Below are 15,688 nucleotides of genomic sequence, written 5' to 3' on the forward strand. Positions count from 1 at the left end.
ACGATTTACTTCTCCGATGATGATCAATCAGGTACATGATAATTTACAAACCGATTTTTATGAACATTAAAGAGTTTTCCAGTTTCCTTTAAATCAGGTGATAGCAAATGTACTATCTTTTTTGCAACCTCTTGTGGTGAAGGGAGAGTTTGTGGATCTTCACCGGGCATAGCTGCAGCGCGCATGGCAGTGCGTGTGGCACCAGGGTTGACACAATTAATCTTAATAGGGGTTTGTTTGAGTTCTTCTGCCCAACAGCGGGCAATCATCTCTAAAGCCGCTTTAGAGGCTGCATAAGCTCCCCAGAAAGGGCGCGCAGCATGCGCAACGCTTGAGGATAACAGAATGGCTCGTCCAGCATCAGATTCACGTAATAAAGGCTCAACAGCTTTCATTAAGCGCCATTGGCTGAAAAGATTTATTTGAAAAACATCTTCAAATACCGTGTTCTCTATATGCGCTATTGGTGAGAGTGTTCCAAGGATTCCTGCGTTTGCAACGATAATATCAAGTTTTTTCCAGCGTTTGGCGATTGAGATAGCAAGAGTATCGATGTTTTCCATATGATGCAAGTCAAGGGGAACAAGGGTTGCATGAGCCCCTTTTTCTTGGATCTGATTATCTAATTCAGTAAGTCCACTGACTGTTCGTGCAAGAGCAATAATATGAGCGCCGCGAGCAGCAAGCTCGAGTGCCAAATAATAGCCAATTCCTCTTGATGCGCCAGTAACAAGTGCAACACGCCCATGGAGACTAAAGTCACATTTTGTCATCATTAATCTCTTGTTTTAAGAACAGATGATTGATGAGTTTTGGAGAGGTTTTCTTGATCAACCAGCTGCGTAGGATAATATCCAGTAAAATAATGGTCAGTAAATTGTGGATCGGCGTTATTCCGTTTTTCCCCTGCTACAGCAAGATATAATCCATCCGTTGAAAGAAACTCTAATGAATCCGCTCCAATAAAATCACACATAGATTTTAAATCTGGATATTGATTTGCTAAAAGGCTTTCAACTTTAGGTGTATCAATACCATAAAAGTCGGGATAGAAAATCATAGGGCTAGAAATGCGCATATGAACTTCTTTTGCTCCTGCATCACGGAGCATTCGCACAATTTTAAGAGATGTTGTTCCACGTACAATAGAGTCATCGACAAGAATAACACGTTTTCTTTCAATCACAGGACGGTTTGCAGAGTGTTTTAACTTGACACCAAAAGCACGAATTTGTTGTGTTGGTTCGATAAAAGTACGACCAACATAGTGATTACGAATAATACCAAGCTCGAAGGGAATTCCAATTTCTTGTGCATAGCCAATTGCAGCAGGAGTTCCTCCATCAGGAACAGGAACCACAACATCACCCTCACAAGGGGCTTCCTGTGCTAAACGGATTCCCATATTTTTGCGTGTTGCATAGACACTACGCCCTCCAACGATTGAATCCGGACGGGCAAAGTAAACATATTCAAACAAGCAAAGTTTTTCTGGTTTTTCATTTTTTGGTTTTATAATTTTTTTAGTAATTTCCCCATTTTTTTGTATTTCACATATGATGATCTCCCCATTTTTAACATCACGGACATACTTTGCTCCAATAATATCAAGAGCACAAGTTTCAGAACAAAAAATAGGCTTACCATCAAGTTCCCCCATCACAAGGGGTCTAATCCCTGTTGGATCGCGTGCAGCAATAAGCTTTGTACGTGTGAGCGCTAACATAGCATACCCACCTTCTACTTGCCGAATTGCATCAACAAAACGATCAGAGGACGATTCATAACGTGAGCGGGCAATAAGATGAAGAAAAACTTCTGAATCTGATGTTGATTGACAGATAGCTCCAGAAGCGATGAGTTCACGGCGTAATGTAAGACCATTGGTAAGATTACCATTATGAGCAATAGCAATGCCTCCAGCTTTTAATTCAGCAAAAAGGGGTTGAACATTGCGTAATGCTACTTCTCCAGTTGTTGAATAACGGGTATGTCCAATAGCGCGATTTCCTGGTAAGCGTGCAAGTGTTGTAGGATTTGTATAGTGATCACCAACAAGACCCAAATGCTTTTCTTGATGAAACATTTTATTATGGTAGGAAACAATACCAGCTGCTTCTTGCCCACGATGCTGAAGTGCGTGGAGTCCAAGAGCTGTTAATGTTGCTGCATCTTCATGCCCAAGAATACCAAAAACGCCACATTCTTCATGAAGGGTATCATCATCTAACGAAAATTCTTGACAGAAAACATCACTTTTTATCATCATATTCTTTCAGTTGTGATACGGAGGAATCATTAATATCACATTTTACATCATTTAGTTCTCTTTCCTCATGAAAAACTATTCTTTATTTTTTTAAATTATCTTTTTATGAGAGTGTTGCTCATACGTATGTTTATTGCTGTCTTTAAACAAATTTTCCGCCTTTTCGAGAACAGATCCAATATCTTTTGGGAGTATTTCCCAAACTTTTTGTCCTAGTGAATCTAAAATAGGCCTTGTTTTTGCATTTTTTAACCAATTCGCTTGAAGCTCGGGTTTAATCAGTGCATTAATCAGCAACATACCGATGACCATGATAAGTAAACCGCGAAGTGCTCCAAAAATAAAACCAATAGCACGGTCAAGGATACCAATTCGACTATCAATAATAAAATCAGAGATCTTCATTGTAATAATTGAAGTAATAATGAGAACAATAATAAAAATCGTGACCAATGTTGTGATCAATGCAATCATTTTATTAGAGAGATAGTGTTCAAAGAAAGGTAAGACAGGCTTGAATAAAAACAGTGTCGTAATAGCTGCAACTGCCCAAGAAATCAACGATAACACTTCACGTGAAAACCCTCGAAGCATAGCAAGAAAAGCGGACAACAGGATGATTACTACGACAATTCCATCAAGGATTGTTATGATCATTTGTTTGTTCCTTATACATAAAGTTGTGTTCTTCTAAGTCTATGTGCAAATATATTTTTTGTTCTTATAGCAAGGATCTTTTGTATTTTATAGAGTTTTTTCTATATTATTATATCTATGGTGCAGATCATTTTTTACTTACGGTAAGAGTAGCAACGAGTTCGGGAAGGTCGGAGAAAGTTTTTTGTTGAAAATTGAGCGGCTTCATCATTTCGGTTGTTGTTGTGGGATGAAATGCTCCTTGAAAGCCGAGTTTTTTTGCTTCATTGATGCGCTGTGCTGAATGTGAAACAGCGCGGGTAGCTCCTGAAAGACTGACTTCACCAAAATATACATAATCCGTTGGCAATGCGATATTGGCAAGAGAGGATACCAAAGCAGCGGCTACAGCTAAATCGGCAGCGGGTTCTGATATGCGATATCCACCCGCTACGTTCAGATAGACATCATGCTGTCCAAAGCGAATGCCGCAATGGGCTTCTAAAACGGCAAGAATCATAGAAAGGCGATTTCCATCCCATCCGACAACCGCACGTCTTGGTGTCCCAAGGGAAGAAGGAGCAACAAGCGCTTGAATTTCTACGAGTATCGGGCGTGTCCCTTCCATTCCCGCAAAAACAGCAGCACCTGGTGCTTTTTCATTACGTTCTCCTAAAAACAATTCGGATGGATTTATCACTTCGCGTAATCCTTTATCAGACATTTCAAAGACACCAATTTCATCTGTTGGTCCGAAGCGATTTTTTACAGTTCTAAGAATGCGATAATGATGTCCTCCTTCACCCTCAAAATAGAGAACGCCATCAACCATATGTTCAACAACTCGAGGACCAGCAATTTGCCCATCTTTTGTAACATGACCAACAAGAACAACGGCGGCTCCTGTTTTCTTGGCAAAGCGGATCATTGCTTGAGCACCGATACGTACTTGTGTGACAGTGCCGGGTGATGAATCTGCTGTATCTGACCATAGGGTTTGAATCGAATCGATAATCACCATATCAAGGTTTTTATGTTCGCTTAAGGTTGCCAGAATATCTTCAACATTGGTTTCAGCAGCAAGTTTCACTTCTGTATTGTTAGCTTCAAGCCTTTGTGCGCGCAGACAAATTTGCGCAATAGCCTCTTCACCTGAAACATAGATGACATTATATCCTTTACGTGATAAAGCAGCGGCTGTTTGTGTCAGCAATGTTGATTTACCAATACCCGGATCACCTCCAACAAGGAGTGCTGATCCACGGACAAAGCCCCCACCGGTAACACGATCAAGTTCAGCAATACCAGAATGAATACGTGGAGCATCTTCGATATTTTCAGAAAGAGATGTGAGTGTGACGATGCGTCCTTTACGAGCACTCTGCTTAGGACCACTTCCTATACCGCTATTTATAGTTTCTTCAACAAGGGAATTCCATTCTCCACAAGCACTACATTTTCCTGCCCAACGAGAATGGACAGTTCCACAATTTTGACAGATAAATTGAATACGATTGCGTGCCATGGTGGTTTAGCCAATTTGCTCTGGAAGATAATTGCTATCGGCCAGATCACTGAATCGTGTGAAATCAGATTGAAAGGCAAGTGGCACGATTCCTGTCGGCCCATGGCGCTGTTTTGCAATAATAACATCAGCTTTTCCAAAAGCTTTGTCCATTATTTCTTGCCATTTTGTATGTTCCAAGCTACCTAACTTTGGTTCTTCATTTTTGAGATAATATTCTTCGCGATAGACGAACAGAACAATGTCGGCATCTTGCTCAATTGAACCAGATTCACGTAAATCTGAAAGTTGTGGACGTTTATCTGTTCTATTTTCTACTTGACGTGAAAGTTGAGAGAGAGCGATAATAGGAATGTTCAATTCTTTCGCTAATGCTTTTAATCCTGTGGTAATTTCTGTGATCTCTTGAACACGATTTTCTGATGAACGCTTTGAACTGCTTGTCATGAGTTGGATATAGTCAATAAACAAGATATCTAAGCCATGTTGTCGCTTGAGACGCCGCGCACGAGCAGCTAATTGCGTAATTGATATTCCCCCAGTTTGATCAATATAAAGTGGTGCCTTTTGTAGTTGGTTCACCGCACGAATAATTTTTGAAAATTGTTCATCTGAAATATTACCACGCCGAATATCAGAAGAAGAGACTTCTGTTTGTTCAGAAATAATACGTGTTGCAAGCTGTTCTGAGGACATTTCAAGTGAGAAGAAACCTACAATGCCGCCTTCATTTTCTTGAATATTGGCATTGCGATTATAAGCATTAGCAATATTAAAGGCAATATTGGTAGCCAGTGAGGTTTTACCCATACCAGGGCGTCCCGCAAGGATAATTAAGTCAGATGCTTGTAATCCTCCCATTTTTTCATCAAGTGTTTTAATATGGGTGGCTATCCCGGATAATTGTGAAGAGCGCTTTTTCGCAGCACTTGCCATATCGATAGCTTTTTTGATAGCCTCATTAAAATTTTCAAATCCACCTCCATATTTCCCTTTTTCTGCTAGCTCAAATAACTGATTTTCAACAGTTTCAATTTGTTGGGTAGGCGTGAGCTCTACAGGAGCATCAAAGGCTGTATTGACAACTTGAGTTCCAAGGTTAATCAAAGACCGGCGGATAAAAAGATCGTAAATAACGCGTCCATAATCTTCAGCGTTAATAATAGTGACTGCCTCTGTGGCTAAGCGAACAACATACTGGTAGACAGTAATATCTCCAATTTTTTCTTCCATTTGGATATAGGGCTTGATTGTAACTGGATCTACACGTTTTCCTGTTTTAATAAGGTGAGATAAAACATGATAAATTTTTTGATGCAATGGTTCAAAAAAATGTTCTGGTTTTAGAAAATCTGAAACGCGGTCAAGAGAATCATTGTTGATAAAGATGGCACCAAGCAATGCCTGTTCAGCTTCAATATTATACGGAAGTTGCCGAAAAGAAGGAGAATCTTCTTTTTTTGAAGAGCTGACATTAACAACGTTAGTTTCTTCCATAATATTTTTCCACTAAAATTCCAAGTCTAGCTACTTTAGGCGATAAATTGAAAATCGTATAATTAAAAGAATAGAGCTACAAACCTTCATTTTAAGTTAAAATTATATAATTTTTCAAAACTCTCTTTTCGTTACTCATTTATCATTTGTGTATTATTTATATAACGTTTATCTATTTTATTTTATAATATGTGATTTTAAAGTGGAAGTTTTTCTACTCTAAATTTAAGTATTTTGAAGTTACATGACCTTAAAATTCCAATATCTGTGTAAGTAAAATTACTTTTTTATAACTGAAATTATTTCAGATCATGTGAGGATATAATCAACTTACCGCTCATACAAGCCTTACCCTTAAGGGTAGAACTTTAAATTATTTTTGCTTTAGATGCTAGACAAAAAAAGACATTTCCTCTTAGTGATATTATTATTCTCGGCATGCAGTGCCTTTAAATAATATATTTCTAAGTCGTTCATAAAAATTAGGTTCTTTATGTATGATAGCCATAAAATACTCACTTTTAAAGTGTGAGTATTTTATGAGCAATATTTAAAATGGAATAAAAAATATAAAACAGAAAGCAAAAATAGCAATTAAGCTTCTTGATGAGAACTGTTTATATCGTTGTCATTAATTTCTTCTGCCAATAATTCTTCCTGACTTCCTTCTAATAATTCTTCTTGAATATTATATATTTCTTTAGCAGAAGTGAGAGTTTCACCTTCTGCTTGGCGTTGTGCTTCACTGGTAGAACGCGCAACATTAATAATCACAGAAATTTGAACCTCAGGATGTAAGCTAAGAGTGATAGTGTGAAGACCAATCATTTTTATTGGATGGTTAAGTTCGACTTGATTTCTCCCAATAGAAAAGCCTTCATCTGTTATAATTTCAGCAATATCACGTGTTGACACAGAACCATAAAGTTGTCCTGTTTCACCAGCAGAACGAACAACAATGAATGATTGTCCTTCAAGTTTTTCAGCAACTTTTTGCGCTTCGCTTTTGCGTTCAAGATTACGTGCTTCAAGTTGTGCACGTTGTATCTCAAAATGTTTTTTATTGGCTTCATTTGCACGTAAAGCTTTACCTTGAGGCAAGAGAAAATTACGCGCATAACCATCTTTAACTGAGACAATATCACCCATCTGACCAAGACGAGGAATGCGCTCAAGTAAAATAATATCCATAGTTTTTCCTTTCGAACAAATAAATTTAGTGGAGTTTTTTGCGTGATTAAAAATCGTATTGAATAGCAGCCCAAATTCCCATTAAAAGTATCATGAAAACAATAGGTGGAGCAAAAACAACTGTTAAAATAGCAATATAAACAAGAGAAAGTATAATAATCCGACCGTTTACCCCTTTTGTAATATTGTGAAGATATGCTAGACCGCTAATTAATATGATGACAGTGTATGCAGTACTAAAGACACAGGTACTCAAGTTAAGAGAAGCGCTCAACTCAACCATCGATGCTATGCAAACAATAATGAAAATAACAATTCCAGAAATTGGAAGGCGGAGGGTTTGGCTCCAATCATCACGGGGTCTTTTCAGCCATTTCATGTGTTGGGCTGCTATCATGGAAAAGTAAAGGTTACCAATGAGAAAAACCAAACTATAAAGAGTCAAAGAAACAGCAGTAAAAGTTGCTGTATGCGTCATTAAAAGCTCACTAAAAGCGCGTATATTGTCTTCTTTTATTGACTGTGATTGTTGCAGAGTTTGTGCTATGTTTTCGGTGATTTTTTTTGCAATGACGGGCGTGGAAGGACGGGTTTGAACATAGAGCCCAATGAAAGTTGCTATAAGAGCGATAAAATTAGTTAAATGAAAAATAACCGATGATAATGGATACCATATCAGTTCGTTTTCTTTTTGCGCTGGTCGTGCAAGTCCAAGAAGCCAAGAAGCATAGACAGCAGGAAGGAAAAATAAGAACATCAAGCCAAGAGCAATATAGGTATTAGTGGTTATGATAAGAACAACAGTGGCATTTATGAGGGCGATGAGACTGGCTAATGTTCCTTGACCGAACGCAACAATAAAAATTGGCAATGAAAGAAAGCAGCCAAGAAAAAGAGAAAAAAAGGGCGCGATATTTGCAATACTGATGATTGCCATTCCTATTACAACAGCAAATAATCCTGCTAAAATACCGGTTAATATCTCATAGGTACGATTTTTTTTCATTTATTGCTGTCCTGCTTTCTGCAGTTAGGGGCTTGTCAATACCCCAACTTTGACATGTAATAGCTTAACATAGGATGCAACAAGCTATTTTTTAATCATATAAGAAAAGCAACTGGAGAAACTCTCCAGTTGCATAGCGTATTGAGCGTTTACTTTATAACGTACGGAAGTAAGCCTAAAAAGCGAGCACGTTTGATAGCATTAGCTAATTCACGCTGTTTTTTCTGACTAACAGCAGTAATCCGTGAAGGAACAATTTTCCCACGTTCGGAAATGTAACGTTGTAACAACTTGATGTCTTTATAATCAATTTTGGGAGCATTGGTCCCTGAAAAAGGACATGTTTTACGACGACGATGAAAGGGGCGACGTGCAGAGTTTTGATTGGTATCAGTCATCATTCTACCCCTTCTATAGCATTTTCACGTTGACGACGTGGAAAACGAGGACGCTCTTCATCGTGTCCAATGTGACTATTGCGATCAAGGTGTGAGAGCATAGCAGATTTTTCTTTTTCGTGTTTTTCTACGCGAATGGTCATATAACGCAAAATATCCTCATTGATGCGCATCTGACGCTCCACTTCAGCAATTGCCGAAGCTGGTGCATCAATATTGACCAAGGTATAATAAGCCTTACGGTTTTTACGAATGCGGTAAGCAAGAGGACGAAGTCCCCAATTTTCTGTACGCCCAACTTTCCCACCATGTGCTTCAATGACACCTTTGTAGAGACTCAAAAGTTCATCAACTTGCTGCGGTGTAATGTCTTGTCGGGCAAGGAACATATGTTCATAAAGAGCCATTGTTGTTTTGCCTTTCTTCAATTAAATCTTACCGGTTTTAGCGCAAAGCCTCTGCGACTTGTCTTTTTTGGAAATCCAAAGAAGAAAGGACGCGTTTACGATTCGAGACATCCGAGAGCGGAGACACGGGAGGCCGGAAACATTGTATTTCCTACTGATATTTTACAGCCCTCCGTTCAACCTCCAGCTAAAGTGCCGGCAACGAATATTTCATATCTACAGGTTATCTTTTAAAATAGCAAGTTTATGCACATAAAAAAATTGATTTGCTAAATCTTGATATATTTCCCTCTATCTACAAAAAGATAGTACTGTAACATAAAGGAGAGAAAAATGGACTTTTTAAACCAGATTGATGTTACACTCTTTGAAATATTTGTCGGCAATCATCAAGCTTGGTCGATTGTAGTTTTGTTTAGTATTTTTTGTGCAAAGTTTTTAATTTACATTATTCCTCTCCATCTTTGTACATTGTGGTTTTGTGGTGGGGAGAGGGAACGATGTGTCGTGCTAAGCATTTGCATGAGTATTTGTGCAGCTCTTTTCATAGGTTATCTCATTTCTCTTTTTTATTTTCATCCTCGCCCATTCGTGGTAGGGTTGACAACACCGCTTATTAAACATCGTGCAACAGCTTCTTTTCCTAGTAATCATGCCTTGACCATTGCATCTTATGCAGCTAACTTTTATTTTTACCGATACAAAGTTGCTTTTAAATTTGCCACGGTGTTTTTGTGCTTGATCTGTTGGGCGCGCATCTTTGTGGGTGTACATTATCCCTTTGATATTTTAGCAGGTACAATTTTAGGAAGTCTCATAAGTTTTTGTGTTATTCAGTTTATAGCTCCCTACTTTCCTAAGTTTTTATATCAAATTCCGCCTTTAAAATATAATTTTAAGAGTGGTATTCGTTTTAAATGAAGGGCTTTATCTTGATTTGTGCGGATGAATAAGGTCAAAAGAGAATAATTTAATTGTACAATTTTAGGAGTTGATAAATGGGTGCAGCTTTTATTTTTCCAGGGCAGGGAAGTCAACTTGTTGGTATGGGGAAGGCGCTTACAGAGCAATTTATTGCCGCACGAATGGTTTTCGAGGAAGTTGATGATGCTTTGGGTGAGAAATTATCAAAGATCATTTTTGAAGGACCAGCAGATGTTTTAACGTTAACAGCAAATGCACAACCGGCATTAATGGCTGTATCCATGGCTGTCATTCGTGTGATGCAACAATTAGGGCTTTGTATAGAAGAAAAGGTAAAGTTTGTTGCTGGTCATTCTTTAGGCGAATATTCGGCCCTTTGTGCTGCCGGTACATTTACTCTCACAGATACGGCAAGACTTTTGCGTATTCGTGGCAATGCTATGCAGGCTGCTGTCGCGGTTGGTGAAGGTTCTATGGCAGCACTGATTGGTTTGGAAGAGCACACTGTGGAAGAAATTTGCGAAACTGTTTCTGAAGAAGGACTATGTCAGATTGCTAATGATAATGGTGGTGGGCAAATTGTTATTTCAGGTAAAGCAAAAGCAGTTGAGACAGCGGTAGAGATTGCATCAACAAAAGGTGCAAAACGTGCACTTCTTCTTCCAGTTTCTGCACCGTTTCATTCATCTTTAATGCAACCTGCTGCTGATGCCATGAAGAAAGCACTTTTGACTGTTAACAAAATGCCCCCTATTGTTCCTTTGATTGCCAATGTTTCTGTTGCACCTGAGAGCAATCCAGAGCGTATTACTACTCTTCTTGTTGAACAAGTGACTGGGAGAGTGCGATGGCGTGAAACAATAGAATGGATCGCTGCTAATGGGGTTGATACGCTTTTTGAAGTTGGTTCTGGAAAAGTATTAACAGGTTTAACGCGTCGTATTAACAAAGATATAAAGGGGGTAACAATTGGAACAGTTGATGAAATAGAATCAGCGCTAGGCATGCTTGGCGTTTAATCTATAAGGAGTTAAAAAAATGTTTAGATTAACAGGACGTAAAGCTCTTGTAACGGGGGCTTCGGGAGGAATTGGTGAGGCAATTGCACGCTGCTTTCATGCACAAGGAGCCATTATTGGACTTCATGGAACACGTGAAGAAAAGCTTAGAGAAGTGGCGGCAGAATTAGGGCAGAATGTTTTTGTATTTCCCGCTAATCTTTCTGAACGCCAATCGATTAAACAATTGGCTGAAGTTGCAGAAAGAGAAATGGATGGCGTCGATATTTTGGTTAACAATGCGGGGATCACTAGGGATGGTCTTTTTGTGCGTATGCAAGATAAAGACTGGGATGATGTTTTAGAAGTTAACCTAACAGCAGCTTCTCTTTTGACGCGTGAATTAATACATTCTATGATGCGCCGCCGTTATGGAAGGATTATTAACATTACATCTGTTGTTGGTGTTGTGGGAAATCCTGGACAAACGAATTATTGTGCTGCAAAAGCAGGCTTGATAGGTTTTTCTAAAGCATTGGCACAAGAAATTGCTTCGCGAAACATCACTGTCAATTGTATTGCTCCAGGATTTATTAAATCTGCGATGACAGACAAGCTTAATGAAAAGCAAAAAGAAGCCATTATGGCTGCGATTCCAATGAAGCGTATGGGAAGTGGGCAAGAAATAGCTGCTGCTGCTGTTTATTTAGCAAGCGATGAAGCAGCTTATACGACAGGTCAAACACTCCATATCAATGGTGGAATGGCAATGATTTGAGTATTTATTTTATTCCACATTGATTTATGAGTTGTATTATTTTAGATAGTAACGATTGAAATAGAAACATGCATCTATTTCTTTAACATGGTCGTTGATCAATTGATGTCGGAATGTCAGATTGGTTCATTTTGTAGGGGATATCCACAGGATGTTTTAAATCATTGCTAAAATCTTTTAAAGTAATGCATCTATTGCTTGATTAGATGAGCCGATATAGTTAACCAAATTATAGGAAAATATAAATTCGAGGATTTCAACATGAGTGATACAGTAGAGCGCGTTAAGAAAATTATTGTGGAACATCTTGGGGTTAATGCTGATAAAGTTGTAGAAAATGCAAGCTTTATCGATGATCTAGGGGCTGATAGCCTTGATACGGTTGAACTTGTTATGGCTTTTGAAGAAGAGTTTGGGGTAGAAATTCCAGATGAAGCTGCTGAAACGATTTTTACAGTTGGTGATGCAGTCAAGTTCATTGATAAAGCTTCTGCATGATTACTAAAGGGCAAAGGCATAAATTGCTTTTGCCTATATTCTTCGGAGCTCTTTTGAAAAGAGAGCTTTGAGATGTGAAGTTTAGTTCAAGGTTAGAAGTTATGAGACGTGTTGTTGTTACTGGTTTAGGATTGGTATCTCCATTAGCTGGTAATATTGAATATAGTTGGAAACGACTTCTTGAAGGAAGAAGTGGTGTCCGACGTATCACTGAGTTTGATGTGTCAGATTTGCCATGCCAGATTGCTGGGCGTATCCCCTTAGGGGATGGAACAGAGGGGACCTATAATGCTGATTTGTATATGGAACCTAAAGAGCAACGTAAAGTTGATGCATTTATTGTTTATGCAATGGCTGCTGCTAACCAAGCGCTTGCAGATGCCGAATGGTTTCCTAAGAGTGATGAAGATCAGATTTGTACAGGTGTGTTAATTGGTTCGGGAATTGGGGGAGTTGAGGGCATTGTTGAAGCTGGTTATACGCTTCGTGATAAGGGACCTCGTCGTGTTTCTCCTTTTTTTATTCCAGGTCGTTTGATTAATCTTGCTTCTGGTTATGTGTCTATTCAATATGGTTTACGGGGGCCTAATCATTCTGTTGTAACGGCTTGTTCGACAGGGGCGCATGCGATTGGTGATGCAGCACGTTTGATTATGTTTGGTGATGCAGATGTCATGGTGGCAGGGGGAACCGAATCTCCGATAAATCGGATATCTCTTGCAGGTTTTGCAGCTTGTAGAGCTCTTTCTACTTGTCGCAATGATGATCCTGAACGGGCGTCACGTCCTTATGATGCTGATCGTGATGGTTTTGTGATGGGGGAAGGAGCAGCAATTGTTGTTTTAGAAGAGCTGGAACACGCCAAAAAACGAGGAGCGCGTATTTATGCTGAGGTTATTGGCTATGGTTTATCTGGTGACGCTTACCACATTACAGCGCCTTCAGAAAGTGGTGAAGGGGCTCAGCGTAGTATGATGGCTGCTCTTAAGCGTGCACAAGTGAATGTGAGTGAACTTGATTATATTAATGCTCACGGTACATCAACGATGGCTGATTCCATAGAGCTAGCAGCTGTTGAGCGTGTTTTAGGGAATTATGCACCACAAGTATCCATGTCATCAACGAAATCATCTATCGGGCATTTACTTGGTGCCGCCGGTGCTGCTGAGGCTATTTTTTCTGTTCTAGCTATACGGGATAATATAGCCCCAGCGACACTTAATCTTGACAATCCATCGATTGAAACGAAAATCGATCTTGTACCACACAAACCGCGTGAACGAAAGATTGATACGATTCTTTCTAATTCTTTTGGATTTGGTGGGACAAATGCATCGTTGGTGATGCGACGTTTTAGGGGATAATAAGTATTTTTATTTAATTTCTGCTTTTGAGTTTTCTACTTTGTTATAAGGTGAATGAGAAATTATAATATTGTCCTTAATCGCTATTGAGGGGTTATGTCCGATGTGAAAAATGGAAAATCATTAAAGGACGTAAGTGATTCCTCTTCGAATCATTTAGCAGATAGTTATGACATGTTAGTACATAAAAAACGAAAGAAATCATCTATCGTCCGTAATCCGTTGGTTATTCTCGGTCATTTTTTTCTTATGCTGATTGTGGTTATTCTTTTCGCCATAAGTATTCCTCTTTATATTGGAAAAAGTATTTTTGAAGAAAAGGGAAAAATTGAGGAAGAACAAATTGTTCTTATCCATCCTGGCACAGGAATTCGTGAAATTGCTTCATTGCTAGAAAAACGTGGTTTCATTCGATCATCAGATATTTTTGTTTATGGGGTTGGTTATCACCAAAAAACAACGCATCTGAAGGCTGGTGAATATTTAATTCCGGCACATTCTTCGATGCAGGATATTATGGATATTCTTGTGAAAGGAAAATCTATTGAATATACATTTACAGTACCTGAAGGTTTAACGGTTCAGCAAGTTTTCGATCGATTAGCTGCGAATGAAATTTTGATTGGAGATCTTCCAAAAATTTTGCCTCCAGAGGGCTGTTTAATGACGGATACTGTTCGTTTTATTCGGGGGACAACGCGTAAAGAGATTGTAAACAGATTGCGTGAAGGGCAGACAAAATTAATTCATGCTATATGGGCTACGCGTTCACCTGATTTACCTATTAAATCAATTGATGAATTTGTTATATTAGCCTCAATTGTTGAGAAAGAAACGGGAATTGCAGCAGAAAGACCAATGGTTGCCGCGGTATTTTATAACCGCCTTACAAAGCATATGCGTCTTCAATCGGATCCAACAGTTATTTATGGTCTCTTTGGAGGAAAAGGAAAGCCATCAGGTCGTGCAATTTATCGTTCCGATCTTGAGAAGGAAACACCATATAATACTTATAAAATTAATGGTTTGCCTCCAACAGCTATTGCAAATCCAGGTCGAGATTCTTTGAAAGCGGTGGCACATCCACCAAGCAGTGATGCACTTTATTTTGTTGCTGATGGTTCAGGAGGGCATGTTTTTTCTCGAACTTTAGAAGAACATAATGTGAATGTTCGCAAGTGGCGAGAATTAAAGGCAAGACATTGAATTTATAATGATAATGCATCTTTTTGCATCGTAAATGAGAATGCAAAATATAGTAAAATTTTTCTCTTTAAATTTTTTATGAGAATGATAAAAAATCATTTTTTTGTCTGTCACAAGTGGGATTAGCGTATGGATAAAAATATTTAAGAAAGCAGTGAATACACTGCTAATAACTTATCTCAAAAAAGAGCAGAATAACATTGATAACTGCTAAGAAAATACATTGATTAGGGGAAAGGTTGAGATAATGTATAATTCAAATTTTGGAGAAACATTTATGAACAAAGTAGAGTGATGTAATGACAGTCTTCGAAAGTAAATTGAGTGCTATAAAAATAAATCAACGCCGCGGTTTTTTATTTATTCTCTCTTCTCCTTCAGGTGCTGGTAAATCAACAATTTCTCGATTACTTCTAAAAGATGGACAATTAGAGCTTTCCGTAAGTATGACCACAAGGAAAAGGCGTCCTAGTGAAGTAGATGGACTGCATTATCACTTTATTTCAAAGGAAGAGTTTGAATATAAGCGTGATAGAGATGAATTTATTGAATGGGCAGAAGTTCACGGGAATTATTATGGCACTTTACGTGAAACTGTTGAGAACGCATTGAGTACTGGCCGTGATATGTTATTTGATATTGATTATCAAGGTACCGAGCAGCTGCAAAAAAAGATGCTAGGAGACACTGTATCTGTTTTTATCCTTCCACCATCAATGAAAGAGCTTGTTTCGCGTTTACATCGTCGAGCAGAAGATAGTCAAGATATCATCAATTTACGATTGGAAAATGCACGAACGGAGTTAAAGCATTGGCGTTCTTATGATTATGTTGTGATTAACGAAGATTTAGATCAGTCTTTATCTTTTATTAAATCAATTTATTTAGCTGAAACCGTAAAACGCGAGCGCTGTTCTTATCTTGACTCTTTTGTTGATGGGCTTATTGCTGAAAAGATCGATAAATGTCTTGATTAAAAAAGGTTGCATAA

Annotated in this window: 16 protein-coding genes; 7 read left to right on the forward strand and 9 right to left on the reverse strand. The window is 38.5% G+C overall.

What is annotated here, in order from left to right:
* Nucleotides 1–23 precede the first annotated feature (23 nt).
* From ACFIKR_RS03260 to rpsF, 9 genes are all read right to left on the reverse strand, one after another.
* The gene (locus tag ACFIKR_RS03260) at nucleotides 24–773 is read right to left on the reverse strand and encodes an SDR family NAD(P)-dependent oxidoreductase (protein WP_375658871.1); all 750 of its coding nucleotides are present in this window, start codon (nucleotides 771–773) and stop codon (nucleotides 24–26) included.
* A gap of 2 nt (nucleotides 774–775) precedes the next feature.
* Entirely contained in the window at nucleotides 776–2,269 is a 1,494-nt protein-coding gene (purF, locus tag ACFIKR_RS03265) for an amidophosphoribosyltransferase (protein ID WP_375628701.1), read from the reverse strand.
* A gap of 90 nt (nucleotides 2,270–2,359) precedes the next feature.
* Nucleotides 2,360–2,926, reverse strand: coding sequence for a CvpA family protein (locus ACFIKR_RS03270; protein WP_375658817.1), 567 nt, complete (start codon nucleotides 2,924–2,926; stop codon nucleotides 2,360–2,362).
* A gap of 127 nt (nucleotides 2,927–3,053) precedes the next feature.
* The gene (gene radA, locus ACFIKR_RS03275; protein WP_375658818.1) at nucleotides 3,054–4,430 is read right to left on the reverse strand and encodes a DNA repair protein RadA; all 1,377 of its coding nucleotides are present in this window, start codon (nucleotides 4,428–4,430) and stop codon (nucleotides 3,054–3,056) included.
* 6 nt (nucleotides 4,431–4,436) lie between these two features.
* Nucleotides 4,437–5,927: a replicative DNA helicase gene (locus tag ACFIKR_RS03280; RefSeq protein WP_375619412.1), complete on the reverse strand. Its 1,491-nt coding sequence runs from the start codon at nucleotides 5,925–5,927 to the stop codon at nucleotides 4,437–4,439.
* A gap of 594 nt (nucleotides 5,928–6,521) precedes the next feature.
* Nucleotides 6,522–7,118 carry a 50S ribosomal protein L9 gene (gene rplI / locus ACFIKR_RS03285; protein ID WP_375658819.1) on the reverse strand — a complete coding sequence of 199 codons (597 nt, stop codon included), beginning with the start codon at nucleotides 7,116–7,118 and terminating at the stop codon, nucleotides 6,522–6,524.
* Between the two features lie 46 nt (nucleotides 7,119–7,164).
* Nucleotides 7,165–8,124: a hypothetical protein gene (locus ACFIKR_RS03290; RefSeq protein ID WP_375658820.1), complete on the reverse strand. Its 960-nt coding sequence runs from the start codon at nucleotides 8,122–8,124 to the stop codon at nucleotides 7,165–7,167.
* A 149-nt stretch (nucleotides 8,125–8,273) separates the two neighbouring features.
* Nucleotides 8,274–8,522: a 30S ribosomal protein S18 gene (rpsR, locus tag ACFIKR_RS03295; protein WP_012754957.1), complete on the reverse strand. Its 249-nt coding sequence runs from the start codon at nucleotides 8,520–8,522 to the stop codon at nucleotides 8,274–8,276.
* On the reverse strand, nucleotides 8,522–8,929 hold the full coding sequence (gene rpsF, locus ACFIKR_RS03300) for a 30S ribosomal protein S6 (protein ID WP_375658821.1): 408 nt from the start codon (nucleotides 8,927–8,929) through the stop codon (nucleotides 8,522–8,524). Before rpsF ends, rpsR begins: the two co-directional genes overlap by 1 nt.
* A gap of 333 nt (nucleotides 8,930–9,262) precedes the next feature.
* On the opposite strand from rpsF, the gene ACFIKR_RS03305 reads away from it, so the two are divergent.
* The 7 genes from ACFIKR_RS03305 to gmk all read left to right on the forward strand — a co-directional run bounded on the left by ACFIKR_RS03305 (nucleotide 9,263) and on the right by gmk (nucleotide 15,674).
* Nucleotides 9,263–9,850, forward strand: a complete 588-nt coding sequence (locus tag ACFIKR_RS03305; protein WP_375658822.1) for an undecaprenyl-diphosphatase — start codon at nucleotides 9,263–9,265, stop codon at nucleotides 9,848–9,850.
* A gap of 77 nt (nucleotides 9,851–9,927) precedes the next feature.
* On the forward strand, nucleotides 9,928–10,872 hold the full coding sequence (fabD, locus tag ACFIKR_RS03310) for an ACP S-malonyltransferase (RefSeq protein WP_375658823.1): 945 nt from the start codon (nucleotides 9,928–9,930) through the stop codon (nucleotides 10,870–10,872).
* A gap of 19 nt (nucleotides 10,873–10,891) precedes the next feature.
* Nucleotides 10,892–11,629, forward strand: coding sequence for a 3-oxoacyl-[acyl-carrier-protein] reductase (gene fabG, locus ACFIKR_RS03315; RefSeq protein ID WP_375658824.1), 738 nt, complete (start codon nucleotides 10,892–10,894; stop codon nucleotides 11,627–11,629).
* Between the two features lie 261 nt (nucleotides 11,630–11,890).
* Nucleotides 11,891–12,127 (forward strand): acyl carrier protein, encoded by a 237-nt coding sequence (locus ACFIKR_RS03320; RefSeq protein WP_004860281.1) that lies wholly within the window; start codon nucleotides 11,891–11,893, stop codon nucleotides 12,125–12,127.
* A gap of 101 nt (nucleotides 12,128–12,228) precedes the next feature.
* The gene (fabF, locus tag ACFIKR_RS03325) at nucleotides 12,229–13,491 is read left to right on the forward strand and encodes a beta-ketoacyl-ACP synthase II (protein WP_375658825.1); all 1,263 of its coding nucleotides are present in this window, start codon (nucleotides 12,229–12,231) and stop codon (nucleotides 13,489–13,491) included.
* Between the two features lie 96 nt (nucleotides 13,492–13,587).
* On the forward strand, nucleotides 13,588–14,697 hold the full coding sequence (mltG, locus tag ACFIKR_RS03330) for an endolytic transglycosylase MltG (protein ID WP_375658826.1): 1,110 nt from the start codon (nucleotides 13,588–13,590) through the stop codon (nucleotides 14,695–14,697).
* Between the two features lie 299 nt (nucleotides 14,698–14,996).
* A complete protein-coding gene (gene gmk / locus ACFIKR_RS03335) occupies nucleotides 14,997–15,674 on the forward strand; it encodes a guanylate kinase (RefSeq protein ID WP_375638578.1) in 678 nt (225 codons plus the stop codon).
* The last annotated feature ends 14 nt before the right edge of the window (nucleotides 15,675–15,688 follow it).

The organism is Bartonella sp. MR30HLJHH (genome assembly GCF_042194195.1).
GTDB classification, from domain to species: Bacteria; Pseudomonadota; Alphaproteobacteria; order Rhizobiales; family Rhizobiaceae; genus Bartonella; species Bartonella grahamii.

Bases quoted from the DNA above. Each gene is read 5' to 3' on its own strand.
- rpsF (WP_375658821.1), bottom strand. From the start codon at position 8,929: ATGGCTCTTTATGAACATATGTTCCTTGCCCGACAAGACATTACACCG.
- gmk (WP_375638578.1), top strand. From the start codon at position 14,997: ATGACAGTCTTCGAAAGTAAATTGAGTGCTATAAAAATAAATCAACGC.
- fabG (WP_375658824.1), top strand. From the start codon at position 10,892: ATGTTTAGATTAACAGGACGTAAAGCTCTTGTAACGGGGGCTTCGGGA.
- fabD (WP_375658823.1), top strand. From the start codon at position 9,928: ATGGGTGCAGCTTTTATTTTTCCAGGGCAGGGAAGTCAACTTGTTGGT.
- rplI (WP_375658819.1), bottom strand. From the start codon at position 7,118: ATGGATATTATTTTACTTGAGCGCATTCCTCGTCTTGGTCAGATGGGT.
- radA (WP_375658818.1), bottom strand. From the start codon at position 4,430: ATGGCACGCAATCGTATTCAATTTATCTGTCAAAATTGTGGAACTGTC.
- ACFIKR_RS03280 (WP_375619412.1), bottom strand. From the start codon at position 5,927: ATGGAAGAAACTAACGTTGTTAATGTCAGCTCTTCAAAAAAAGAAGAT.
- rpsR (WP_012754957.1), bottom strand. From the start codon at position 8,522: ATGACTGATACCAATCAAAACTCTGCACGTCGCCCCTTTCATCGTCGT.
- ACFIKR_RS03320 (WP_004860281.1), top strand. From the start codon at position 11,891: ATGAGTGATACAGTAGAGCGCGTTAAGAAAATTATTGTGGAACATCTT.
- ACFIKR_RS03260 (WP_375658871.1), bottom strand. From the start codon at position 773: ATGACAAAATGTGACTTTAGTCTCCATGGGCGTGTTGCACTTGTTACT.
- ACFIKR_RS03305 (WP_375658822.1), top strand. From the start codon at position 9,263: ATGGACTTTTTAAACCAGATTGATGTTACACTCTTTGAAATATTTGTC.
- ACFIKR_RS03270 (WP_375658817.1), bottom strand. From the start codon at position 2,926: ATGATCATAACAATCCTTGATGGAATTGTCGTAGTAATCATCCTGTTG.
- purF (WP_375628701.1), bottom strand. From the start codon at position 2,269: ATGATGATAAAAAGTGATGTTTTCTGTCAAGAATTTTCGTTAGATGAT.
- ACFIKR_RS03290 (WP_375658820.1), bottom strand. From the start codon at position 8,124: ATGAAAAAAAATCGTACCTATGAGATATTAACCGGTATTTTAGCAGGA.
- fabF (WP_375658825.1), top strand. From the start codon at position 12,229: ATGAGACGTGTTGTTGTTACTGGTTTAGGATTGGTATCTCCATTAGCT.
- mltG (WP_375658826.1), top strand. From the start codon at position 13,588: ATGTCCGATGTGAAAAATGGAAAATCATTAAAGGACGTAAGTGATTCC.